The organism is Streptococcus sp. 2018110, assembly GCF_019754115.1.
Lineage (GTDB): Bacteria > Bacillota > Bacilli > Lactobacillales > Streptococcaceae > Streptococcus > Streptococcus hashimotonensis.
Genome location: NZ_JAIJZO010000018.1, coordinates 1 through 23,039, shown reverse-complemented (window position 1 = coordinate 23,039; position 23,039 = coordinate 1). Strand labels below are relative to the sequence as shown.

General features: G+C 44.4%; 19 protein-coding genes and 16 tRNA genes. All 35 read right to left on the bottom strand.

From position 1 onward, the window contains the following. Positions 1-20: 20 nt before the first annotated feature. On the bottom strand, positions 21-1,313 hold the full coding sequence (locus K5Q34_RS09705) for an FRG domain-containing protein (RefSeq protein ID WP_172115912.1): 1,293 nt from the start codon (positions 1,311-1,313) through the stop codon (positions 21-23). Further along, entirely contained in the window at positions 1,310-2,374 is a 1,065-nt protein-coding gene (purK, locus tag K5Q34_RS09700) for a 5-(carboxyamino)imidazole ribonucleotide synthase (RefSeq protein WP_172115911.1), read from the bottom strand. The genes K5Q34_RS09705 and purK overlap by 4 nt, the downstream gene beginning before the upstream one ends. Beyond that, complete coding sequence (gene purE / locus K5Q34_RS09695; protein WP_172115910.1) at positions 2,361-2,849, bottom strand: 5-(carboxyamino)imidazole ribonucleotide mutase; 489 nt, start codon at positions 2,847-2,849, stop codon at positions 2,361-2,363. The genes purK and purE overlap by 14 nt, the downstream gene beginning before the upstream one ends. Positions 2,850-2,874: 25 nt before the next feature. After that, on the bottom strand, positions 2,875-4,137 hold the full coding sequence (gene purD, locus K5Q34_RS09690) for a phosphoribosylamine--glycine ligase (protein WP_172115909.1): 1,263 nt from the start codon (positions 4,135-4,137) through the stop codon (positions 2,875-2,877). Positions 4,138-4,271: 134 nt separating this feature from the next. Continuing rightward, complete coding sequence (locus tag K5Q34_RS09685) at positions 4,272-5,123, bottom strand: hypothetical protein (protein WP_024385094.1); 852 nt, start codon at positions 5,121-5,123, stop codon at positions 4,272-4,274. A gap of 98 nt (positions 5,124-5,221) precedes the next feature. Next, the gene (gene purH, locus K5Q34_RS09680; protein WP_105150930.1) at positions 5,222-6,769 is read right to left on the bottom strand and encodes a bifunctional phosphoribosylaminoimidazolecarboxamide formyltransferase/IMP cyclohydrolase; all 1,548 of its coding nucleotides are present in this window, start codon (positions 6,767-6,769) and stop codon (positions 5,222-5,224) included. A 9-nt stretch (positions 6,770-6,778) separates the two neighbouring features. Further along, the gene (gene purN, locus K5Q34_RS09675) at positions 6,779-7,330 is read right to left on the bottom strand and encodes a phosphoribosylglycinamide formyltransferase (protein ID WP_105150929.1); all 552 of its coding nucleotides are present in this window, start codon (positions 7,328-7,330) and stop codon (positions 6,779-6,781) included. Then, entirely contained in the window at positions 7,327-8,349 is a 1,023-nt protein-coding gene (gene purM / locus K5Q34_RS09670; protein ID WP_105150928.1) for a phosphoribosylformylglycinamidine cyclo-ligase, read from the bottom strand. Before purM ends, purN begins: the two co-directional genes overlap by 4 nt. A gap of 56 nt (positions 8,350-8,405) precedes the next feature. Further along, positions 8,406-9,860: an amidophosphoribosyltransferase gene (gene purF, locus K5Q34_RS09665; RefSeq protein WP_105150927.1), complete on the bottom strand. Its 1,455-nt coding sequence runs from the start codon at positions 9,858-9,860 to the stop codon at positions 8,406-8,408. Positions 9,861-9,862: 2 nt separating this feature from the next. After that, positions 9,863-13,582 (bottom strand): phosphoribosylformylglycinamidine synthase, encoded by a 3,720-nt coding sequence (locus K5Q34_RS09660; RefSeq protein ID WP_221864907.1) that lies wholly within the window; start codon positions 13,580-13,582, stop codon positions 9,863-9,865. A 12-nt stretch (positions 13,583-13,594) separates the two neighbouring features. Beyond that, the gene (gene purC / locus K5Q34_RS09655) at positions 13,595-14,302 is read right to left on the bottom strand and encodes a phosphoribosylaminoimidazolesuccinocarboxamide synthase (protein WP_221864906.1); all 708 of its coding nucleotides are present in this window, start codon (positions 14,300-14,302) and stop codon (positions 13,595-13,597) included. Positions 14,303-14,419: 117 nt separating this feature from the next. Further along, on the bottom strand, positions 14,420-14,668 hold the full coding sequence (locus K5Q34_RS09650; RefSeq protein ID WP_014637254.1) for a phosphopantetheine-binding protein: 249 nt from the start codon (positions 14,666-14,668) through the stop codon (positions 14,420-14,422). Beyond that, the gene (plsX, locus tag K5Q34_RS09645; RefSeq protein WP_221864905.1) at positions 14,661-15,668 is read right to left on the bottom strand and encodes a phosphate acyltransferase PlsX; all 1,008 of its coding nucleotides are present in this window, start codon (positions 15,666-15,668) and stop codon (positions 14,661-14,663) included. Before plsX ends, K5Q34_RS09650 begins: the two co-directional genes overlap by 8 nt. Beyond that, a complete protein-coding gene (recO, locus tag K5Q34_RS09640; RefSeq protein WP_024385103.1) occupies positions 15,665-16,447 on the bottom strand; it encodes a DNA repair protein RecO in 783 nt (260 codons plus the stop codon). The genes plsX and recO overlap by 4 nt, the downstream gene beginning before the upstream one ends. Beyond that, positions 16,434-17,612, bottom strand: coding sequence for a pyridoxal phosphate-dependent aminotransferase (locus K5Q34_RS09635; RefSeq protein ID WP_029172090.1), 1,179 nt, complete (start codon positions 17,610-17,612; stop codon positions 16,434-16,436). The genes recO and K5Q34_RS09635 overlap by 14 nt, the downstream gene beginning before the upstream one ends. Before the next feature lie 86 nt (positions 17,613-17,698). Further along, positions 17,699-18,667: a ribose-phosphate diphosphokinase gene (locus tag K5Q34_RS09630; protein WP_002935337.1), complete on the bottom strand. Its 969-nt coding sequence runs from the start codon at positions 18,665-18,667 to the stop codon at positions 17,699-17,701. A gap of 102 nt (positions 18,668-18,769) precedes the next feature. Then, positions 18,770-20,026 carry a peptidoglycan hydrolase PcsB gene (gene pcsB, locus K5Q34_RS09625; protein ID WP_024407781.1) on the bottom strand — a complete coding sequence of 419 codons (1,257 nt, stop codon included), beginning with the start codon at positions 20,024-20,026 and terminating at the stop codon, positions 18,770-18,772. An 84-nt stretch (positions 20,027-20,110) separates the two neighbouring features. Next, a complete protein-coding gene (gene mreD, locus K5Q34_RS09620) occupies positions 20,111-20,626 on the bottom strand; it encodes a rod shape-determining protein MreD (RefSeq protein ID WP_024385106.1) in 516 nt (171 codons plus the stop codon). Beyond that, positions 20,616-21,452, bottom strand: a complete 837-nt coding sequence (gene mreC, locus K5Q34_RS09615) for a rod shape-determining protein MreC (protein ID WP_208547164.1) — start codon at positions 21,450-21,452, stop codon at positions 20,616-20,618. Before mreC ends, mreD begins: the two co-directional genes overlap by 11 nt. Positions 21,453-21,511: 59 nt before the next feature. Then, positions 21,512-21,599 (bottom strand) — tRNA-Ser (locus K5Q34_RS09610). 12 nt (positions 21,600-21,611) lie between these two features. After that, a tRNA-Ile gene (locus K5Q34_RS09605) sits at positions 21,612-21,685 on the bottom strand. A 31-nt stretch (positions 21,686-21,716) separates the two neighbouring features. Beyond that, positions 21,717-21,789 (bottom strand) — tRNA-Phe (locus K5Q34_RS09600). Positions 21,790-21,804: 15 nt separating this feature from the next. Further along, positions 21,805-21,878: transfer RNA gene (locus K5Q34_RS09595), tRNA-Met, on the bottom strand. 10 nt (positions 21,879-21,888) lie between these two features. Continuing rightward, positions 21,889-21,978, bottom strand: a tRNA-Ser gene (locus K5Q34_RS09590). A 7-nt stretch (positions 21,979-21,985) separates the two neighbouring features. Further along, a tRNA-Ile gene (locus tag K5Q34_RS09585) sits at positions 21,986-22,059 on the bottom strand. Between the two features lie 16 nt (positions 22,060-22,075). Next, positions 22,076-22,149: transfer RNA gene (locus K5Q34_RS09580), tRNA-Met, on the bottom strand. 12 nt (positions 22,150-22,161) lie between these two features. Continuing rightward, a tRNA-Pro gene (locus K5Q34_RS09575) sits at positions 22,162-22,235 on the bottom strand. A 47-nt stretch (positions 22,236-22,282) separates the two neighbouring features. Continuing rightward, a tRNA-Arg gene (locus K5Q34_RS09570) sits at positions 22,283-22,356 on the bottom strand. A gap of 18 nt (positions 22,357-22,374) precedes the next feature. Next, positions 22,375-22,458, bottom strand: a tRNA-Leu gene (locus tag K5Q34_RS09565). A gap of 7 nt (positions 22,459-22,465) precedes the next feature. Then, positions 22,466-22,537, bottom strand: a tRNA-Gly gene (locus K5Q34_RS09560). A gap of 12 nt (positions 22,538-22,549) precedes the next feature. Then, a tRNA-Thr gene (locus tag K5Q34_RS09555) sits at positions 22,550-22,622 on the bottom strand. Positions 22,623-22,636: 14 nt separating this feature from the next. Then, positions 22,637-22,718, bottom strand: a tRNA-Leu gene (locus K5Q34_RS09550). Between the two features lie 3 nt (positions 22,719-22,721). After that, a tRNA-Lys gene (locus K5Q34_RS09545) sits at positions 22,722-22,794 on the bottom strand. A 45-nt stretch (positions 22,795-22,839) separates the two neighbouring features. Continuing rightward, a tRNA-Asp gene (locus K5Q34_RS09540) sits at positions 22,840-22,912 on the bottom strand. Positions 22,913-22,914: 2 nt separating this feature from the next. Next, positions 22,915-22,987: transfer RNA gene (locus tag K5Q34_RS09535), tRNA-Val, on the bottom strand. Between the last annotated feature and the right edge of the window lie 52 nt (positions 22,988-23,039).

Below are 23,039 nucleotides of genomic sequence, written 5' to 3'. Positions count from 1 at the left end.
CTACAATAATTTAATGATACTTATTGGTATTTTTCTAAAACAGCATCTGCAATATGTTTTATATCTGGATAGATAAAACCCTCATCTATTCCAATTTTTTTCAACTGAACAAGAATTTCACTTTTCACTTTTTGTGGAATAATAACTTCCTGAACTATGTCTATTGATTTTTCGATTGAAGCGTTTATCTCCCCCTGAATATCTCCTACTTTTTTGTCTTTAGTGGAAACATAGCCAGGTACAATAAACGCTCCCCTTTGATTTTTGATTCTCTCATTTATCTTAGCGGTTTTGACAACATAACTTCTTTGTATGTCTTCATAGATGGCATAAGGATACTTTAAAGTTTCTCTTACACCAGCATTTTGGTTCAATTGTTCCAAAAATTTATCGCATACTTCTGATATGTTATGTAACAAAATATCTTGATATGCTTTAAGAGTGTATCCCGCATCTCTATATTGTTGTACAATAGTCTCTGGACATATTTTTTTAAGGAAATCTAGTATTTGTTTTTTTGCTTCATCCTCTGTACGTTTGATACAAACACTTCCACTAACACTCTTAATATTTAACTTTTTAAACGGAAGTTGGAAACACTCTTTTCCAAATTGCTCAGTATTAGCTTCTTTTGTATCACTAGACAATTCATCTTTTAATTTTGAAATAATGTCATAAATTGTAAATGAACGAGAAAATATTTGTCGCATAGAAGAGTCTTGGGGGATAACCTCTTCCAACTCCATAAAAGTAACAATAAATCTATCTATATCATTACGTGGAATAAAATTAAGAGCTGTCATTATTGATATTGTATGCCCAAAATAATGCTTCTCATCTCCAAGTGGTGAATAGACATAAACTTTTCCATCATTTGAATCATTTCCATAACATGCAAAAAACAGAGCAACAAGCGGATTATTGCTAACATCTAAAATATTAGTGATGGCACCATAATGTTGAAGCTCTAGTAACTGTTCAAACCGATTTCCTCTTATTGCACTAATGCCTCTACCTAGTTCTTCAAATAATTCATAATAATATTCTCGAGTTCCAACCTCTAGCAACTTTTTATATTTGAATTGCTCCCCCTTATTTGCTGGATTTTCCGAACGATAAATACCTGGAATCCTTCTTGGATAGACACTGTTTTCTCCCCTAAAGTAGTAAGACTTATCACCGCTGCTTTTTATGTGCAAAATATAGTCACTGACCGAATTGATAGTTATTACTTTCTTACTTTTTTTCATATCTTTTTTACGCCAATTTTTTATTAATTGAATAATATTTAATCTACTATCCTTTACTTTCAAAATCTATATTCACCCTCCCCCAACACCGTCACGTGTCCCATTTTGCGATTGTGCTTTGCTTCTAGTTTACCATAAAAGTGGGGATGGGCGGTAGGATTTTCTTGAAGAAAGGTTTGGACTGCTTCCATATCTTGTCCGAGGACGTTGATCATAACAGCTGGAGAAAGCAGGCGGATAGGAGGCAGAGGCTGTCCTAGGATGCCTCGAATATGGGTATCAAACTGTGAAAAATTACAGGCCTCAATAGAATAATGCCCCGAATTATGTGGTCGAGGGGCGATTTCGTTAACCAGAATGTCCTGCCCTGCGACAAACATTTCAACACAGAGAGTACCTGCTAAATGGAGCTTGTCTGCGATTTGCAGGGCCATTGTTTTGGCTTTTTCAGCTAGTTCATCTGAAATACGGGCAGGCACGATGGTCTTGTAAAGAATATTATTGCGGTGGATATTTTCCTGCACAGGAAAGACGGTGTAGTCGGAGCCATTGCCAGACACAAGGACGGAGATTTCCAGGTCGAAATTTACAAACTCTTCCAAGACACACTCGGCAGAGTTGGCTAGTCGACTAGCCTCTACCAAGTCCGCCTCTTCTCGAATAACCTTCTGGCCATGTCCATCATAGCCCCCAGTGGCTGTTTTCAAGACGTAGTTTTTGCTGAGGTCCAGACCTTCTAAATCTAGGCTAGAGGTAACCACTTTGTAGGGGGCGACTTGCACGCCAGCTTTTTTTGCCAAAAAATCCTTCTCAAAAATGCGGTTCTGGGAAATGCGGAGGAGGTCTGTCCCTTGAGGGAGCTGGCCGTCCTTGATGACCGCGTCCAGTCCGTCGGCATCGACATTTTCAAACTCGTAGGTCAGGACATCGCACCGCTCCGCCAACTGTTTGAGGGCCACCACATCGTGATAGGGAGCGACGATGACCTCGCTGACCTTGGAGGCTGGGCAGTCCGCTGCAGGATCCAGCGTGATCACCTTGTGCCCCATGTAAATAGCGGAAATAGCCATCATCTGCCCTAGCTGACCGCCGCCGATAATTCCGATAGTCTTAGATGAGGTCATCTGTCATAGCCTCCGCAATTTTTTCCTGTTCCTTGGCAAAATCTGCCAGCTGATCCACAATGGTTTGGTCTTCAATGGAGAGAATGCGAAGAGCCGTCAGGGCTGCATTGGTCGCACCTGCTTCACCGATTGCCATGGTCGCAACAGGTACACCGCCCGGCATCTGCACGATAGAATAGAGCGAATCCACACCACTTAGGGCACGAGATTGGACAGGGACTCCGATGACAGGCAGGGTGGTCTTAGCTGCCACCATACCCGGCAAATGAGCCGCACCACCAGCTCCTGCGATAATAACCTTGATACCACGGCCACGCGCTTCCTCGGCGTGACAGAACATGAGGTCTGGGGTGCGGTGGGCAGAGACCACTTTCTTTTCATAGGCTACGCCAAATTTGTCCAGCACATCTGCTGTTTTTTTCATGGTTTTCCAGTCAGAACTAGAACCCATGATGATGGAAATTGGAATGTTCATGCTTGTCTTTCCTTTTCTTTATCCCTTATTTTACTGCCTTACTTCCAATATCTGTCCGATAAAAGAGGCCTGTCGTATCTTGATTTTTCAGTTCCAAGTAAATTTTCTCTTGGGCTTCTTGAATTGTGTCTGCTGTGGTGACCAGCATATAAACCCGACCGCCGTTTGAAAGCAGTGCTCTGCTATTTTCCGCAAAACGAGCCCCTGCATAGTAGGTCGTGATGTCGCCTTCAGTCTTCGCTGGCAAGGTCACGCCTTTTTCGTAGTCCAAAGGATAGCCGTTTGAGGCCACGACCACGCCTAGCGTCACGCCGCTATCCAGCCAAGTCAGCTGTGTCGGGCGTTTGTGGAGGATGTCGTCGATGTTCTGAGCAAAATCAGAGGTCAGACGAGGCAGAATAATCTGGGTTTCTGGGTCGCCAAAACGGGCGTTAAACTCGATGACCTTGGGACCTTGGTCGGTCAGAATCAAGCCAGCATAGAGCACACCCAGGTAAGACCGCCCTTCCGCAATCATGCCGTCAAGAATAGGCTTGACAATGGTGTCAACCGCTGTGTCCACCACGTTTTGAGGCAGGTGGGGAACAGGAGCGTAAGCCCCCATGCCACCTGTGTTGGGACCTTGGTCACCGTCAAAGGCACGCTTGTGGTCCTGGGCTGTCGGTAGGATATAGAACTGGTCGCCGTTGACCAGGGCAAAGAGGGAAAACTCCTCGCCTGCCAAGAACTCCTCGATGACCACGCGGGCACCTGAGTCGCCGAACTTGTTGCCCAAGAGCATCTCCCGTGCTGCTTCGACCGCCTGCTCGACGGTTTCCGCCACGACTACACCCTTGCCCAGTGCCAAGCCGTCTGCCTTGACCACGATGGGAGCCCCCTGCTCTTCGATGTAGGCCTTGGCTTCTTCGAAGTTGGAAAATGTGCCAAAGGCTGCTGTTGGAATGCCGTATTTGACCATGATTTGCTTGGCAAAGTCTTTTGACCACTCCAGCTCCGCGGCTAGACGACTCGGACCAAAAGCCTTTAGTCCCGACTGTTCAAAATCATCAACGATACCTGCTGCCAGAGCATCATCTGGACCAACAAAAGTCCATGCAATGTCATTTTTCTTTGCAAAGTCAATCAGAGCAGAATGTTCGGAAATACCGACATTTACCAATTCAATCCCATCTAAAAGCATTCCATCATTTCCAGGAGCGACAAAGACCTGTTCTACCTGATCAGACTCTAACAATTTCTTTGCGATAGCATGTTCACGACCACCAGACCCAACAACCAAAAGTTTCATGTTTCACACCTCAAAAACGGATTTTCTATAAACAGTATAGCAAAAACAGACGGGTTTTGATAGAAAAAACAGGGGAATGTTCGGGAATATCATTTGAATATAAGAAAAAAGCACCTCTAAGGTGCGTGGAATCATTATCCTCTATAGGACACTACTAAGAATATTACAATGCCTACTCCCATAACTAAAATATTGTCTTTTAAATTTATAAGTTGATTATGTCTTTCTGATTTCTTGGACGATTTCACTAAATCAAAATAGCGATCAATCACCACATCTGATACAAATATCATTGCTATTATATAAAACACTGATATAATAGAAACCACAGTTATGGTTGTATTATCAGAGAATAAAGGTCTTAATTTTGATGCATACATTGCTACAGATTCATTAGGGTTTAACTGAGAATCAAAATAATAAAGCGCACTAAGGAATAAATAATAAACAAACTTCACCACACTTACTTTGTAACCCCTAAATATCCGCATTCCCCATTTTAATGAATTTATAAATAAGAACAATGACATGAAAACTAAAATTTGAGTATATATATTTGGCATCACACTAATTATTGACTGACCTATTACTGCCAATTTTGTTGAGGATGTCCCCGTTAAATCAAGAATTGGCGCAGAAGAAATGTTAATCCAATTCTCGTACAGACCGCTAAAAATATTCAATACGATGATTACAAAAAATACTGTCCCTGATAGTTTAAACAACATAGAAGAATAGAATTTTGTATCTTCTATATTCTTATTATACTCTATTACTTTTTCGTTTAAATTTTTATTTATTGTTTGATGAATTACAATTTGTCCATTATTATCCCCAAAATCAAAATTTATCTCATTTTTATCTAATTCCTGACCAATTTCTGATTTACTTTTATCATTTTTGAATTCTCCATATATTTGAATGATAAACGTAATTGTTGGTATAAAATAAACGACAAAATACTCAAACGTTTTTATCAAATCCACTCTAACTCCTCCTTCTCACAAAAGTAAACTATCTTTTGAAGGTTTTACCAAATCCACCCCAACTCCTCCAGCTGGGGTGTTCCTCTTTCTCCAAATTCTCAATGTCTAAAATGTCTGACTCCCGTAAAGACCATAGTCAAGCCGTACTTGTTGGCCATGTCAATGGAGTCTTGGTCACGAACAGAACCACCTGGCTGGATGATCGCCTTGATGCCTGCCGCTGCGATTTCTTCCACATTATCAGCAAATGGGAAGAAGGCGTCCGACGCCAAAGCGGCTCCCTCCAAACGATCTTTGGCTTGCTCAATAGCGATACGGACGGACGCCACACGGTTGGTTTGCCCCGGTCCCACGCCCAAGGTCATCTTGTCATTGGTGATGATGATACCGTTGGACTTGACATACTTGGAGGACTTCCAAGCGAATTCCATAGCCGCCCACTCTTGCTCGGACGGTTGACGCTCGGTCACCACCTGCCAGTCCGCTGGGCTTTCCACCACCACGTCCTGATCCTGCACCAAGAGCCCGCCGACAACGCCTGTGAACTCTTTTTCCACTTCGCTCGCATCCTGTGCGTCAAAGGCCAATTCCAAAATCCGCAGATTTTTCTTTTTATTGGTCAAAATAGCTAGCGCTTCTGCCGAGTAGCTCGGTGCGATGATGATTTCTAAGAAAATCGGGTGCATCTTTTCTGCCGTCGCAGCATCTACTTCTCTGTTCAGTACGACGATGCCTCCGAAAATCGACACTGGATCAGCCTCATAAGCGTAATCCCAAGCCTTCTCAATGGTTTCTGCCTGCCCGATACCACAGGGGTTCATGTGTTTAAGAGCCACAACAGTTGGACGGTCCTTAAAATCACGGATAATCCGAATGGCTGCATCCGCATCACGAATGTTGTTGAAAGACAATTCCTTACCATTTAACTGCTTAGCAGAGGCAATCGAATAATCTGTTGGAAGGGCATTTTGGTAGAAATCCGCATTTTGCTGGGGATTTTCTCCGTAACGCATCGGCTGATTGAGGTCATAAGTAATGGTTAATTTTTCAGGCTTATCTTCGCCTACTTGCTTGGTAAAATAATCTGCTATTAGGGCATCATAAGCTGCGGTGTGACGGAAGACCTTGGCAGCCAATCGCTGACGTGTTGCATAGCTTGTTTCCCCCTGCTCTGCAATTTCCCCTAAAACCGTCGGATAATCTGTCGGATCCACAACAACTGTCACGCTGGCGTGATTCTTGGCTGCCGAACGAAGCATAGAGGGACCACCGATGTCAATATTCTCCACCGCCAAATCATAGGTCACATCTGGACATAAAATAGTCTCTTTGAAGGGATAAAGGTTAACCACTACCAAGTCAATCAAGCCGATTTCATGGTCGCTGGCTGCTTGTAGGTGGCTGTCCAAATCCCGACGTGCTAACAAACCACCGTGTATTTTCGGATGAAGAGTCTTGACACGACCGTCCATCATCTCAGGAAAACCAGTCACATCGTCAATGGCGATGGTAGTTACACCAGCCTGATCCAAGGCAACCTTGGTACCACCGGTCGAGATAATTTCCCAACCAAACTTGGTCAATTCTTGGGCAAACTCTACAATGCCTGCCTTGTCGGATACGCTAATTAACGCACGTTTTGTCATGATTTCTCCTTATTTTCTCACTACCCCTAACTCCTCCAAGACCGCTGGATAGAGTTGGTACTCCGCTTCATGTATTCTGGCTTCGAAGGTTTCCAGGGTATCCTCAGCCAGTCTAGGCACACGGACTTGTCTGATAATTTGTCCTGTGTCGACGCCGCTATCAACCCAGTGGACTGTTACACCACTTTCAGACACGCCTGCCTGCCAGGCATCTTCAATCCCATGGGCTCCTGGAAATTCAGGTAAATAGGCTGGGTGAATATTGATAATCCGACCTTCGTACTGAGCCAGCAGGGTTGGTCCTACAATCTTCATATAGCCTGCCAAGACCACCAAGTCAATCTGGTGCTGGTCTAATAGTCGGATAAGGGCCTCTTCGTAGGCCTGCTTATCCGCAAACTCTTTTAGTTCAAAAGTAAAAGTCGGTACACCTAGTTTTTCAGCCCGTTCCAAGACATAGGCATTTCTACGGTCTGAAAAAACAAAGGTTACCTCAAACTGATCTGCGATGACTTGGAAATTGGAGCCGTTGCCTGATGCAAACACTGCTATTTGTTTCATTTGATGACCACACTCTTATCTTCCTTGGCGATGATACGACCAATGGTGTAAACTTCCTCGTCAACTAGTTGACAAACACTGTCAATCTTGTCTGGACTGACTGCCAGGACCAAGCCGATTCCCATATTGAAGATTTCAAACATTTCTTCATGTTTGATGTGGCCATATTTTTCAAGGGCCGTAAAGATTGGAAGGACTGGAATCTTATCCTCTTCAATTTCAGCTGCGAGATTATCAGCAAACATACGGGGAATATTTTCGATGAAGCCACCGCCTGTGATATGGGCAATGCCGTTGACCAGCCCTGCTTTTACCAGTGGCAATACCTGCTGGACATAGATGCGGGTCGGCTCTAAGAGAACATCCTTCAGAGCTCTGCCATTGAGCTCTGGCAACAGAGCGTCGCCAGAAACATCCGCAAAAACACGACGGACCAAGGAATAGCCGTTGGAGTGGATGCCGCTGGAAGCTAGGCCGAGGAGAATGTCGCCCTCCTGGACCTTACTGCCGTCGATAATCTGGGACTTCTCCGCAATGCCGACAGCAAAGCCAGCCAGGTCATAGTCATCCTCTCCGTACATACCAGGCATTTCAGCCGTTTCACCGCCAATCAGGCCGCAACCAGCTTGGACACAGCCTTCAGCCACACCGGCCACCACCTGCTCCAGCTTGGCTGGTTCATTTTTTCCTGTCGCAATGTAGTCGAGGAAGTAAAGTGGTTCCGCACCTGCAGCGATGATGTCGTTGACACACATGGCCACGCAATCCTGACCAATGGTGTCGTGCTTGTCGTACTGAATCGCCAGCATGAGCTTGGTGCCGACACCGTCTGTTCCTGATACCAAGACTGGCTCTTTGACATCCAGTTTGGTCAGGTCAAACATACCGCCAAAACCACCAAGAACTCCCATCACACCCAAGCGTTCTGTCCGAGCTACGTGTTTCTTGATACGCTCGACAACTTCATATCCAGCTTCGACGTCAACGCCCGACTGGGCGTAGGCATTTTTATTTGTCATTTTGATTCCTTTCAACAGTTTACAGGTCTGTCAAGTAACATTGACACCGCTGTCACTTACTTGACGTTTTCAATGTAGAAACTCGTTTTCTCTTCTAGGCTACGGAGATATTCTTCCTCATAGTCATAGAGAGGCGTTGGAAATTCTCCATCAAAGTAGGCCACACAGAGCCCGCCTTTTGGCGCATCGGTTTCGATGCCTATGGCTTCAATCATCCCCTCAAGAGAAAGGTAGGTCAGACTGTCTGCCCCAATAATCTCACAGACTTCCTCAACTGTATGGTTGGCTGAAATCAGCTCCCGACGGGTCTGAATATCAATGCCATAGAAACATGGGTACTTGAGTTCTGGGCTACCGATAGCCACATGGACTTCTTTTGCCCCTGCATCACGAAGAAGCTGGACAATACGGCGGCTAGTTGTACCGCGAACAATAGAGTCGTCAATCATGACCACGCGCTTGCCTTTGACAACACTTGAAACGGCTGACAACTTCATGCGAACCCCCTGCTCCCGCAATTCCTGGGTTGGTTGAATAAAGGTCCGCTGGGTATATTGGTTTTTAATTAGCCCCATTTCATTTGGCAAACCAGATTCCTCTGCAAATCCCATAGCCGCAGATAGGGAGGAGTTTGGCACACCAACGACAATGTCTGCTTCCTGTTGAAATTCCTGGGCCAAACGACGACCCATGTTTTTTCTGGCCGTATGGACATTGACCCCGTGAATTACCGAATCTGGGCGAGCAAAATAGACATACTCCATAGAGCAAACTGCCAGTTGCGTATCTCTTGTATAGCTATCATATTGAATTCCTGAATCATTAATGACGACAATTTCACCAGGCTCCACATCTCGCACCCAGTCAGCCCCCACTACTTCAAAAGCACAAGTTTCGCTGGCAACTACCCAGGCACCATTTTTCATCCGACCGATTGACAGGGGACGGAATCCATTTGGATCCAGGGCTGCGACCAGCTTATCTTCCAGCATAATCAGGTAGGCAAAGCCACCTTTAACAGTATTGAGGGCTTCCTTGATTTTTCCCATGAAGTCTGGATTGTGACTGCGGCGAATCAAGTGCATGAGAATTTCAGTGTCAGAAGAAGAAGAGAAAATGGAACCATTTTTTTCAAGTTCAGCCTTCAAACTAACCGCATTGGTCAAATTCCCATTGTGTGCCAAACCCACCTGCATATCTGCAAAATCAAAGAGGAAGGGCTGGATATTATTGATAGAAGCAGAACCAGAAGTTGCATAGCGGACATGACCAATGGCAGCCGTTCCTGTCAAGGCTTCTAAATCTACTGGATTTTTGAAGACTTCTGCAATCAGACCTGTTCCACGATGGCGACGCAAATGCCCACCATCATTGGCTAAAATCCCTGCCCCTTCTTGACCTCGGTGCTGCAAACTATGGAGACCAAAATAAGTAACCTGAGCAGCCTGCGGATGTCCCCAAATGCCGAAAACACCGCATTCTTCATTGAGTGATTTAACTTCGTATGTCATATTTATTTTCCTGTAAAATAGCGAACCGCTGAAACAAAGAGTCCTTGGTCTTTCTTACCTGGAATGTTTTGGAAAAGACCGTCCTCATACCGCTCTGAATGTCCCATTTTCCCGATAATCTGACCGTTGCGACTGGTAATGCCCTCAATGGCATGGCTAGAACCGTTTGGATTGTACTTAGAATCCATGCTTGGCTGACCTGTAAAGTCAACGTACTGGCTGAAAATCTGACCATTATCCCGCAAGATAGCGAACTCCTCGTCCGTCACTACAAATTTTCCTTCCCCATGAGAAACTGGGATAGCGTGAATATCACCGACTTGAACACCTGCCAACCACGGAGAGTTGACATTGGCAATCCGTGTCTCTACCATTTTGGCAACATGCTGGTTGGCATCGTTGTAGAAGAGGGTCGGACTGCTTTCACCCGCCTCCTCAAAGTTTCCATACGGCAACAAGCCCGATTTGACAAGGGCCTGGAATCCATTGCAGATACCGATGATGAGGCCACCTTTTTCGATGAATTTGTCAATAGCAGAGCGGACCTTGGCATTTCGTAAGATGGTCACGATAAACTTGGCAGACCCGTCTGGCTCATCCGCAGCTGAGAATCCCCCTGCAAAGAAAAGAATGTGTGCCTTGTCAATGTTGTCAACCATTGTGTCAACTGACTTTTCAATACTCTCTGCATCCAAGGTCACAAATGGCACCAGATTAACCTTAGCACCAGCCTGTTCAAATGCCTTAGCAGAATCATATTCTGAGTTGGTACCTGGGAAGACTGGGATATAAACCACAGGTACTTCTACTCTTTCCTTGGCTTGCACAACTAAGTCGCTTGCAAGAGCTGGAACCTCTTGTAGCTCTGTCGCCTGTTCAAATTCTGTTGGATATACTTCTTCTAGTTTGCCTTCAAAGGCTGCTTGCAAATCCTGCCCAGCTAGGTTGACACCGTTGACAAGAAGTGTAAAGTCAGCAGTGGTTTGTCCAATTTTCACAACGTCTGGAATGTCTACTTTCGATGTAAAGACAAATCCGCCAAGCTGACCTGTCAAGCTGGTTTCAAGGTCTGCAAGCTCGACTCTTGCTCCGATTTGGTTTCCAAAGGACATGAGGGCTAGACTTTCTAGAATACCACCATACTTGACTGCACTAGTAGCCGTAATCACGTAATCGCTCTGCCATTTTTCAAAAGCCTCAAAATTAGACTTCATAAGGGCAAAATCAATATCTTCGGACAAAATCTGACCTGGTAAGTAGTAAATGTACTCGCCAGCCGCCTTGAACTCAGGCGAGAGGACCTTGCGACTATCAGCCGTGGTCACACCAAAGGCAACCAGGGTTGGCGGAACTGTCAAGTCCTCAAAGGTACCAGACATGGAATCCTTGCCACCGATAGAGGGCAAACCAAGCTGAATTTGAGCCTCGATAGAGCCCAGAAGTGCTGCTACTGGCTGACCGAAACGCTCGGCCTGCTTGTCCATTCGCGGAAAATACTCCTGATAAGAAAAACGAGCCTTAGACCAGTTAGCCCCCGTCGCCACCAAGCGAGCTGTCGCTTCAATGACCGCGTAGGCTGCAGCGTGATAAGGAGACCATTCTGCCAAATAAGGATGATAGCCCTGAGCCATGACAGAAGCCGTCGTCGTCACACCGTGTTGGACAGGCAGCTTTTGCACAGAACTTTCTGTCGGTGTCAGCTGGTGACGACCTCCGAGAGGGTGGTTGACGGTTGAACGACCAACAGATGAGTCGAAAATCGTCTGCAAACCTTTCTGACTAGCATGGTTGAGGTCTGATAGAAGATCTTTCAAGTCCTCTTGTAGTGTTTCGGCAGATGTTGTGCGTGTTTCTGGCAAGTTGACAGCACTGTCAACTACCTTGGCATCGACGACTACACGGACACCGTTGGTATCAAGGAAGGAGCGCTCCAAATCGACAATGGTTTGTCCATTCCAGGTCATGACCAGATTTGGTTTTTCCGTCACTTTGGCCACGACAACCGCATGGATATTTTCCTCACGGCAGGCTGCGATAAAGGTATCTACATCTTGAGGACGAACAACCACGCTCATCCGCTCTTGTGATTCAGAAATGGCAATTTCCGTTCCGTTCAAACCTGCATACTTGAGTGGAACCTTGTCCAAATCGATTTCTAAACCGTCAGCCAGCTCTCCAATGGCAACGCAGACACCACCTGCACCAAAGTCATTGGATTTTTTAATCAAGCGAGTCACGGCACCATTGCGGAACAAGCGTTGGATTTTGCGTTCTTCAATGGCATTTCCTTTTTGGACTTCCGCACCAGCTGTTTCCACAGACTCGACTGTCTGTACCTTGGACGAGCCTGTTGCCCCGCCGATACCATCGCGACCTGTTTTGCCTCCTAACAAGATGACCACATCGCCTGCGGCTGGTTTTTCACGGACCACATTTTCCTTAGGAGCAGCACCGACTACGGCGCCTAGCTCCATACGTTTAGCGACAAAGCCTGGGTGGAAATATTCACGCACATAGGTGGTCGCAAGACCGATTTGGTTACCGTAAGAAGAATAGCCATGTGCCGCTGTTTTAGAAATGATTTGCTGTGGCAATTTCCCTGGACGAGTAGCTGTCAGAGGCTGGGTAATATCACCTGCACCTGAAATTCGCATGGCCTGATAGACATAGGAACGTCCTGACAAAGGATCACGAATGGCTCCGCCGATACAGGTTGCTGCACCACCGAAAGGCTCGATTTCTGTTGGGTGATTGTGGGTTTCATTCTTGAACATGAGGAGCCATGGCTCTTTCACGCCGTCCACATCCACTTCGATTTCCACCGAGCAGGCATTGATTTCATCTGACACTTCCATGTCATCCAGACGACCATTTGCCCGCTCATAGCGACCAAAAATAGTCGCCATATCCATAAGCGTCTGCGGCTTATCTGTCCGACCTAACTCTGTTCGCATAGCCAGATACTTGTCATAAGTCGCCTGCAATTGCTTGTGGAATTTTGAAGCTGAAAAGTCAATCGTTCTGAGTTCTGTTTCAAACGTCGTATGACGGCAGTGATCACTCCAATAGGTATCCAAGACCTTGAGCTCCGTCTCAGTTGGTACTCGACCAATTGACTTGAAATAGTCCTGAATGAAGAGCAGATCGTCCACTTCCATAGCCAAGCCTGCCTCACGCTTGTAAGTTGCAAACTCTTCCACCCCATAACTAGCAAAGAAGTCCAAGCTTGGAATAGTCGTATCTGACACCGAAAACTCCTGAGCTACCAAAGGAGCATCCAAGTCCTTGAACCGCGAATCCACAGGGTTGAGCAAATAGTTCTTGATAGCAGCTAACTCTTCTTCCCGCACATCGCCATTCAAGATATAGAGCTTACCTGTATTGACACGCACCTCCTGACGACTGCCCAATAAGAGAAGGGCCTCCTGACTGCTGGCAGCTCGCTGATCAAACTGCCCAGGAAGAGCCTCAATCGCAAAATAAGCAGTCTCGGCCAAGTCCAGTTCCGCTTCCGACAAGACCTTGTCCGTCACCTGCTCGGTAAAGATATGCTTGATCGCCTGCTCCAGCAAGTCATCCTCCAGATGGAAGACATCATAAACCTGCACCAGACGTACACTCGTCAAACTCGTCAGCTGCAAATTATGAGTCAACTCCTTGCGAAGAGCCTCCGCCTTAATCTGAAAATCCGCCTTCTTCTCAACAAAAATCCGCTTCGCCATTTTTTCCAATCCTTACTTCACTTCTTGTAACTTTGCCAATACGACCTCGTAAACCTCGGTCAACTCCCCGATACCCCGACGGAAAACATCCTTGTCCAGATGGTTGCCATCCGCATCCCACAAACGACAATTATCAGGAGAAAACTCATCCGCCAATAAAATCTGACCAGACGAGTCAACCCCAAATTCTAGCTTGAAATCCACCAAAGTCAGCCCAATCTGTGCAAACAAGTCCTTCAAGAAAACGTTGATTCGTCTTGTTTTTTCCTTGATATAGGCGATTTGATCCTGACTAGCCAGTTCTAGAAAGGCAATGTGCTCATCGTTGATAAAAGGATCGTCTAATTCATCTTTTTTATAGTAAAATTCCACGATAGGAGTAGATAAGGCAATCCCTTCTTCCACCCCAAAGCGTTTTGAGAAAGAACCTGCTGTCACATTTCGCAAAACCACCTCAAGAGGAATAATCTCCACCTTCTTATTCAACTGCTCCGTATCCGACAAACGCTTGATAAAATGCGTCTGGACACCCGCTTCATTCAATTTTTCAAAAATAAAAGAGGAAATCAGATTATTGAGCCGGCCCTTACCCACAATCTGTTCTTTCTTACCACCATTAAAAGCCGTCGCCTGATCCTTATAAACCGCAACAATCTGGTCGCTGTCAGCCGTTGCGTAGATGTCTTTGGCTTTTCCTGAATAGAGAAGGTCTGTTTTCATGAGAATGTTCGCCTTTCGTAAAATATTCTAGTCTTTTCGTTTATTCTAACATACAACATTCGTATTCACAACAAATTTACGGTTATTTAGGAAAAAATAAAGAAAAACGCCCGTAAACTACGAACGTTTTTTTACTTCTTCATAAATAAAATCAACAATATCAGATAGGACCTCAAAATGCTCAATAGCAGCATCTGGGACATCTACATGAAATTCATCCTCCAAATTAAGAACAAATTCCATGATTTCTACTGAATCTGCTGCAATATTATCTGCCAAAGTAGATTCAGGTTGAACTTGAAAATCTTCTCCCTTTTCATCCTGAATTAATTCAACAACCCGCTGATAGACCTGCTCTCTAGTCATGACTTTCCTCCACTACTGAAAATTTGGCCACTGATTTTTCAACAATGCCAGCCTCCAAAATCGAACGCGTCTGCTTGATCGTATAGAAAATTGACTGAGCATCGCTGGATCCGTGCGCCTTGATGACAGGTGCTTTCAGACCAAGCAAGACAGCACCACCTGCAGTTTTATAGTCCATAGCCCCCAAGGCCTTTTTCAAGGTTGGTTTGACCAAGAGACCACCCAATTTAGCACGCAGACCACCATTCTTGATTGAGCCATTCAACTGACCAACGATGGATTTTGCAGTCCCTTCAACTGTTTTCAGCACAGCGTTTCCCGTGAAACCATCCGTCACGACCACATCCGCCACGCTGTTAAGTAACTCACGCGCCTCCACATTGCCAATAAAGTTAATCGACTTGTCTTCCGCCAAGAGTTTATAGGCTTCTTGGTGAACTGGCGTGCCCTTGGTATCTTCCGTACCGTTGTTCAAAAGTCCCACACGAGGTTGTTTGACACCACGCACGTGCTCCGCGTAAAATGAACCAAGAATACCATACTGATAGAGGTGATGAGCTGTATTTTCAGCATTTGCCCCCAAGTCCATCATATCAAATCCCTTACCGTCCATAGTCGGCAAGGTAGACATAAGACCAGGACGGTCGATGTTCTTGATGCGACCGACGACAAAGACGCCTGCCGCCAAAAGAGCACCTGTATTTCCAGCTGACAAGACTGCATCTGCCTGACCATCCTTGACAGCCTTGGTCGCTAGGACCATAGAAGCCTCTTTCTTACGACGAATAGCCTTGACAGGCTCATCATCTGAATTGATTTTCTCCGTCGTATGGACGATGCTGACACGCTCTGTCGCTGTCAAATACTGCTTGATTTTAGCCTCATCACCATAAAGTTGAATGTCAATGTCTGGAAAGGCAGCCAGGGCTTGATTGACACCTTCTACCACTGCCTGAGGGGCATGGTCCCCACCCATAGCATCTACTGCAATACGTTTCATTCTGTTTCCTCATTTTCTGTTCTTGGTTTCATAATCTGCCCCCAAGAAGACAAATCATCTATAAATTTCTTGGATTTCAAGTGAATCCCCACATATTCCTCGTACAGCTGGTCAATAAAAAGCCGTAATTTTCGCTTCATCTCAGGCTTGATGGAAATGGTTTCCAGCTCATCAAAGGAAATAGCCTGAAATTGATCAAGTAGATAGGGAACATTGGGATCCAGATAAGCCCGTCGCTCATCTTGTTGATAGTGTTGCGGACACAAGACACCGCTGTACTTGTAGGAATAGTCGAAAGGCAGGCCAACCCGATGACAAAAAGCACACTCGTGAAAATTCAGACTGATCCCAAATCGTCCCAAGAGTTGAATTTCAAAGATATTGGTCAAAATTTCATAGTCCAAACCCGACTCCATCAAATCTAAGGTCTTGACCAAAAATGCAAAGAGGGCTGGGTCATAGACCTTGTCCTGCAAGGCCGCATCTGCCAAGGCCAAGATGTAGGTAGCATAGCTAAGCTTGAAAATATCGCCGTTAATATTCTTAAATGGCTGTACCTGATGAAAATCTTCGATATAAGACAGACCATCATCATTGATTTTAACGATAAAATCCGCATAGGTCAAAGGCTGGATAGAAGCTACCAGCTTGGACTTAGAGGCATGTTTCACAAAAAACATTCGCTTGCCAGCCTTCTCTGTAAAAATCTTGACCAGCTTGTCATCTTCTCGAAAATTCCGATTGTAAAGGACTAATCCCCTAGTTTCAATTCGTTCCATTTTCTTCTAGATATTCCTTCAAACGAACCATAGCTGTTTGAATTTTCTCCATACTTGCTGCATAGGAAATTCGCACATAGCCTTCTCCATACTGACCGAAGGCTGCACCCGGAATTAAGGCCACCGCTTTCTTTCTCGCAAAGTCTTGCAAGAAGCTAAAGGAATCTTGATTGTAACCCGCAGGGATTTTTGCAAAGATGTAAAATGCTCCATCAGGCTTGATAATTTTAAAGCCCAAGTCCGTCATCTTCTCGATGATGTAATCCCTACGCTTGATATACTCCGCCCGCATTGGCAGAGCATCATCCTTACCGTTTTTCAAGGCCTCAACCGCACCATACTGCATAGCAGTTGACGCTGCAGTCACGAGATATTGGTGGCTCTTGATGATTTGAGCGATGATGGGAGCCTGACTCATAATCAAGCCAATCCGCCAACCTGTCATGGCATGGGACTTGGACAATCCCTGAATCAAAATGGTCTGTTCTGGCAAAAACTCCGCAATCGAAGTATGGGGCTGGCCAGTGTAAGTCAACTCCGCATAGACCTCATCTGATAGGACAAAGACAGGATACTTACGCAAGACATCCGCAAAGGCCTGAATTTGCTCACGTGAGTAGGTCACTCCCGTTGGATTGGCAGGATAGTTGAGAATGACAGCTTTTAGCTTATCCCCCTGCTCAATAATCGCCTCTTCCAACATCTCAGGTGTCAAAACAAAATCATTTGCCGTCGTATCGATTTCAACAATGTCTGCTCCCACCATATTGACAATCGGCTCATAACCAGGATAGGCAGGTGCAGGTAGAAGTACCGTATCCCCAGCTTCCAAAATAGCAACTAAACTCGCTGATAGAGCTTCTGTCGCACCGATTGTAGAGAGGATTTCATTTTCTGGATTATAGTGTAAATTATATTTTTCAGCCACAAACTCAGCTGCTGCTTGGCGCAACTCCAAAAGACCAGCCATACCAGTATAATAGCTCTGGTTAGCATCGATTGCAGCCTTAGCCGCTTCTTTGACATGATCAGGCGTTGTAAAATCAGGCTCTCCCAAGGTCAGTTTCAAAATCCCTGGAACATCCGAAATAGACTGATCAAACTGACGAATCATCGAAACCTCAATCCGATTCAAATTCTTATTAAAACGATTTAATAAATCCATTCTACCACCTCAAAAACATATAAAACTATTATAATACATTTTGAAAATAAATGTAAAAAAGAAGAGTCATTTGACTCTCCTCATACCTATTTAACACGACTTGCCTCAAACAAAGGTGACAAGGGACGTTTTTCATGAATACGAATAATCGCTTCCGCTAATAATTCTGCCGTTGAAATATGTTCGATTTTATCGATTAAGCGATCTTCTGCAATTTCAATTGTATCAAGAACAACCAATTTCTTAATTGCTGACTTACTAATGTTATCCATAGCAGGCCCTGACAATACTGGATGCGTACATGAAGCATAAACAGCTGTTGCCCCTGCATCTGCCAAAGCATCCGCTGCATGACAGATGGTACCCGCAGTATCAATCATATCATCAATCAAGATACAAGTTTTATCCTTAATATCTCCAATAATGTTCATCACTTCTGATGTATTCATCTTATCAACACTACGACGTTTATCAATAATAGCAATCGGTGTCTTCAAGAACTGTGCTAACTTACGGGCACGTGTCACACCACCATGGTCAGGTGATACAACAACATAGCCATCACCTACCATACCACGACGCTCAAAATAATCCGCAATCAATGGAGCACCCATCAAATGATCAACAGGAATGTCGAAGAATCCCTGAATCTGCGCAGCATGCAAATCAATTGTCAACAAACGATTGACCCCTGCTGTCTGCAACATATTAGCTACCAATTTTGATGTAATTGGTTCCCGTGCACGAGCCTTCCGGTCTTGGCGTGCATAACCATAATAAGGCATTACTACGTTTACTGATTCAGCAGATGCACGTTTAAGAGCATCAACCATAATCAAAATTTCCATTAAATTATCATTAACTGGTGAGCTAGTGGATTGAAGAATGTACACATGAGTTCCACGAATGGATTCCTCAATATTTACCTGAATTTCACCATCTGAAAATTGACGAACACTTGATTTTCCAAGAGGAATTCCTATTTTTTTCGACACCTGTTCAGCTAACTTCTGATTTGACGAAAGAGCGAACAATTTTAAGTCAGTAAACGCCATGACAGCCTCCTATATATTTCTACCTTTACTATTTTAACCCTTTTTCCTTCATTTTTCAAACAAAAATAGAGCGCAAATCCACACGCTCTATTTGAAAATTTCTTAATATGGAGGGTAAATGTAGTAAACTGCTCCCTCAGAAGTCGTTGTTGGATTGAAATAACCACCACGATGGTTACCAATATAACGACGACCCATGTAGTTTGATTCAACAACTTGGATACTTGTTGAAGATTGAACAGCCGTAACAACCGCTACGTGCCCATAATAACCACCTGTCCAAACAGCAATCGCACCTACTTGTGGCGTAGAACCTGTACTAAAACCTTCAGCACGTGCTGATGCTAACCACTGCTTAGCATCTCCCCAGTAAGGACCAACCCATGAAATTTGAGATTTAACTCCCCAAGTACACTCACCAACTGGGTAAGATGAAGCATCATAACGCGCATTATTTGCTGCCGCTGAACTACCTGAACCTGATGATGTAGACGTTGTAGGTGTACTTACCGTTGGTGTAGATTGTGATACTGTTTGAGTAGGAGCTGCAACCGTTTCAGTCACTGTAGTTTCTACTGGCGTTGACACAACTGGTGCTGATACTGAAGCTACTTGTTGCTGTGCTAGAGCTGCCTGTTGTGCTTGATACTCCGCTTGACGAGCTGCCGCTTGACGAGCTGCTTCTTCTGCAGCTGCTTTTTGCACCAACAATGAATTTTTCTCATCTTCAGCAGTAGCTTTCTGCACAGCCAAATTTAACTTAGCAGCTTCCAATTCAGCCTGACGCACTTGCAATACTTGAGCGTCATCTTCCAATTTTTGGCGATTAGCTGCCAAAGTAGTGATTGCCTCTTGGTTTGCCTTTTGTTTTTCAACAATTGCTTCCTTATCAGCTTTTTGTTGTTCCAACATACGGTTATTAGCTGAAACAATCTCACGCATTGCATTAACACGCGAAACAGCATCAACGATTGATTTTGAATCTAAAATTGTATTAATATAGCTTGAAGCAGAGCCATCAACTTGAGCACTACGCGCCTGCTCCTTTAAAGCACCATCACGTGACACAATATCAGCTGACAAACGCTCAATATCTGCCGCCAATGTCTGCGATTCTGCTTCCAAACGAGTGTTTTCTTCTGTTAATTTCGCCTGTTCACTAACAATTGCATCAACTTGTCCTTGAATAGCATCAACTTGTTGTTGAGCTTCAGCTTGTTGTGCTGTCAACTCACTAATCTGTTGATTTTTTGCTGCAATCTGACTATCTACATCATTCGCACTAATCACAGCTACATAATTAGCATTAGATAGAACGACTGTACTTAACATAATTGTAGCCAAGATTTTTTTCTTCATATCCGAACATAACTCCTCTATACTTTCTGACTCTCTCATTTTATCAAAAAAATTGCGTAAGTATATTACGCAATTATTACATTTCTATGTCTTGTTTGTTATTCCAAATAAACGCTCAAATAACGGCTGTAGTACGAAAAATAAGGCCAAATTGAATAGTAAACTTGGAAGTAATTTATTAAAAACAAAGATAAACACAGACAAGTTTGTTATATGAAAAATACGAGCAAATGAATAACTAATAAATTCAAATTGAAAAATAGCTACTAGTAAAATCAGAATATTAATTCCTCGCTTGCTGACAGCACTTTGGAAGAAGAAATAGATGCAATACAAAACTAAAGGAAGGGTTGTAGTAGCAATACCAATCAGATTAAGATAACTAATATCATATACCAAACCTAGCAAAGTAAATATGAATAATGAAAAACCAAGAGACACATAGTTAGCATAAAAAATAGCTAACATAAGTACCAAATGACTTGAAATAGTAAATAATCCAACCGACCAATTTGTTACCAACGTTGAAATCTGTCCATCAAGTAATAAAATAAAGAACAAGATGGGAAACATGAATATTTCTATCATTTTATTGCGCATTTGTTTGACCTACCACTAAAACCGAATAAATGTTTGAAAAACTAGCTGTCGGCTCAACATATACTTCTCTATTTAAACTGTTACTATTTGATTTAACCGATAAAACTTTACCAATTTGGACATTTGCCGGAGTTGCACCAGCCAAATCACTCGTTACAACATTGCTACCCACTGCAATTTCATCAGCTGAGTTCAACTGATTAATGATAAAACTATTTGTATCTGCATCATAGCCTGATAAAATACCATAAATTTCTTTAGAATCAACAGAAATTTTCACAGGCAACTTCGTGAATTCATCCGAATTCGTAAATAAGGTAACAACCGCCGAATCTGAACTCAATGAACTCACGATGCCAACTAATCCACCATTAGCAACCACAAGTGCATTAGATGTCACACCACTAGTCTCACCAATATTAATTGAAATATGCTCCGACCACGATGAAGGAGTCCTCACTAAAACTGATCCTGGAATAAGTTGTTTTTCAGGAAAATCAGATACCACACCTAAACTGCTACGAAGCGATGCATTCTCTTCTTTCAAGCTAGTATTTTCAGCAGCCATCCCTTCAAGGCTCATAATAGCTTCCTTTAATTGTTTATTTTCCTCGTAAGCGTTCATCAAATCTGTCAAGACATCTTTCTGCTCAGAAAAAAATCTAGTAGGTACTGAAATAACCGATTGAATTGGCGTTACAACAACACTAATGATATTATTTAAATATGGTACCTGTAACCCCTTAGAGAAAGTCACAAACAAAAGAGAAAATGACAGTAATAAAAAGATAGAAACAACTACTACTAATTTTGAAAATTTATTCATAATAGACCCTCACCAAGATACAATAAAACGAGAATATCAAGCGATAATCTCGTTCACTACGGAGAATAAGGGATTCGAACCCTTGCGCCAGTTACCCGACCTAACGATTTAGCAAACCGTCCTCTTCAGCCTCTTGAGTAATTCTCCATCAATATAATATGGGCACGAGTGGAATCGAACCACCGACCTCACGCTTATCAGGCGTGCGCTCTAACCATCTGAGCTACGCGCCCAAGATAATAAACTTGGACAAAGTTAAATTAATGGCGCGAGACGGAATCGAACCGCCGACACATGGAGCTTCAATCCATTGCTCTACCAACTGAGCTACCGAGCCAAATTCTTAAAGAAATTGCGGGAGCAGGATTTGAACCTACGACCTTCGGGTTATGAGCCCGACGAGCTACCTAGCTGCTCCATCCCGCGGTAGTAGAAAAGGAGGATGTGGGATTCGAACCCACGCACGCTTTTACACGCCTGACGGTTTTCAAGACCGTTCCCTTCAGCCGGACTTGGGTAATCCTCCAATAATATGGACCTTGTAGGACTTGAACCTACGACCGCTCGGTTATGAGCCGAGAGCTCTAACCAGCTGAGCTAAAGGTCCAGCAAACAAGAGTATATAGCGGCGAAGGGGATCGAACCCCCGACCTCCCGGGTATGAACCGGACGCTCTAGCCAGCTGAGCTACACCGCCAAAATAATATAATCGGGAAGACAGGATTCGAACCTGCGACACCTTGGTCCCAAACCAAGTACTCTACCAAGCTGAGCTACTTCCCGATACTATTAAAAATAAAGCTCCCCTAACGTCTCCATTAAGCGAGTGATGCACCCTAGAGGATTCGAACCTCTAACCGCCTGATTCGTAGTCAGGTACTCTATCCAGTTGAGCTAAGGGTGCTAACTATTATAATCTTCATGCCGAGGACCGGAATCGAACCGGTACGATGTTGCCATCGCAGGATTTTAAGTCCTGTGCGTCTGCCAGTTCCGCCACCCCGGCCTCTCAAAGCGAACGACGGGATTCGAACCCGCGACCCCCACCTTGGCAAGGTGGTGTTCTACCACTGAACTACGTTCGCAATCTTTCCTAATGCCGGCTACATGACTTGAACACGCGACCCTCTGATTACAAATCAGATGCTCTACCAACTGAGCTAAGCCGGCCTATTTCTATTCTATGCGGGTTAAGGGACTTGAACCCCCACGCCCGAAAGCGCCAGATCCTAAATCTGGTGCGTCTGCCAATTCCGCCAAACCCGCATATGACTCGTGCTGGGCTCGAACCAGCGACCCATTGATTAAAAGTCAATTGCTCTACCAACTGAGCTAACGAGTCTTTCCTTATTTAAGTCACTTGAAACATCAAACTGTGATGTTTCAACGGTCCCGACGGGAATCGAACCCGCGATCTTCGCCGTGACAGGGCGACGTGATAACCGCTACACTACGGGACCTATGGGAGTTAACGGGATCGAACCGCTGACCCTCTGCTTGTAAGGCAGATGCTCTCCCAGCTGAGCTAAACTCCCAATTTGCTAAGCGACTACCGTATCTAACAGGGGGCAACCCCCAACTACTTCA

What these genes read in the sequence shown, in the direction of transcription:
- plsX (WP_221864905.1), bottom strand. Translation starts at nt 15,668, where the DNA reads ATGAAACGTATTGCAGTAGATGCTATGGGTGGGGACCATGCCCCTCAG.
- mreD (WP_024385106.1), bottom strand. Translation starts at nt 20,626, where the DNA reads ATGCGCAATAAAATGATAGAAATATTCATGTTTCCCATCTTGTTCTTT.
- purM (WP_105150928.1), bottom strand. Translation starts at nt 8,349, where the DNA reads ATGACAAATAAAAATGCCTACGCCCAGTCGGGCGTTGACGTCGAAGCT.
- K5Q34_RS09650 (WP_014637254.1), bottom strand. Translation starts at nt 14,668, where the DNA reads ATGACTAGAGAGCAGGTCTATCAGCGGGTTGTTGAATTAATTCAGGAT.
- purD (WP_172115909.1), bottom strand. Translation starts at nt 4,137, where the DNA reads ATGAAACTTTTGGTTGTTGGGTCTGGTGGTCGTGAACATGCTATCGCA.
- purN (WP_105150929.1), bottom strand. Translation starts at nt 7,330, where the DNA reads ATGAAACAAATAGCAGTGTTTGCATCAGGCAACGGCTCCAATTTCCAA.
- K5Q34_RS09635 (WP_029172090.1), bottom strand. Translation starts at nt 17,612, where the DNA reads ATGGATTTATTAAATCGTTTTAATAAGAATTTGAATCGGATTGAGGTT.
- mreC (WP_208547164.1), bottom strand. Translation starts at nt 21,452, where the DNA reads ATGAATAAATTTTCAAAATTAGTAGTAGTTGTTTCTATCTTTTTATTA.
- purH (WP_105150930.1), bottom strand. Translation starts at nt 6,769, where the DNA reads ATGACAAAACGTGCGTTAATTAGCGTATCCGACAAGGCAGGCATTGTA.
- purE (WP_172115910.1), bottom strand. Translation starts at nt 2,849, where the DNA reads ATGAACATTCCAATTTCCATCATCATGGGTTCTAGTTCTGACTGGAAA.
- purC (WP_221864906.1), bottom strand. Translation starts at nt 14,302, where the DNA reads ATGAAAACAGACCTTCTCTATTCAGGAAAAGCCAAAGACATCTACGCA.
- K5Q34_RS09630 (WP_002935337.1), bottom strand. Translation starts at nt 18,667, where the DNA reads ATGGCGTTTACTGACTTAAAATTGTTCGCTCTTTCGTCAAATCAGAAG.
- recO (WP_024385103.1), bottom strand. Translation starts at nt 16,447, where the DNA reads ATGGAACGAATTGAAACTAGGGGATTAGTCCTTTACAATCGGAATTTT.
- K5Q34_RS09660 (WP_221864907.1), bottom strand. Translation starts at nt 13,582, where the DNA reads ATGGCGAAGCGGATTTTTGTTGAGAAGAAGGCGGATTTTCAGATTAAG.
- purF (WP_105150927.1), bottom strand. Translation starts at nt 9,860, where the DNA reads ATGACATACGAAGTTAAATCACTCAATGAAGAATGCGGTGTTTTCGGC.
- purK (WP_172115911.1), bottom strand. Translation starts at nt 2,374, where the DNA reads ATGACCTCATCTAAGACTATCGGAATTATCGGCGGCGGTCAGCTAGGG.
- pcsB (WP_024407781.1), bottom strand. Translation starts at nt 20,026, where the DNA reads ATGAAGAAAAAAATCTTGGCTACAATTATGTTAAGTACAGTCGTTCTA.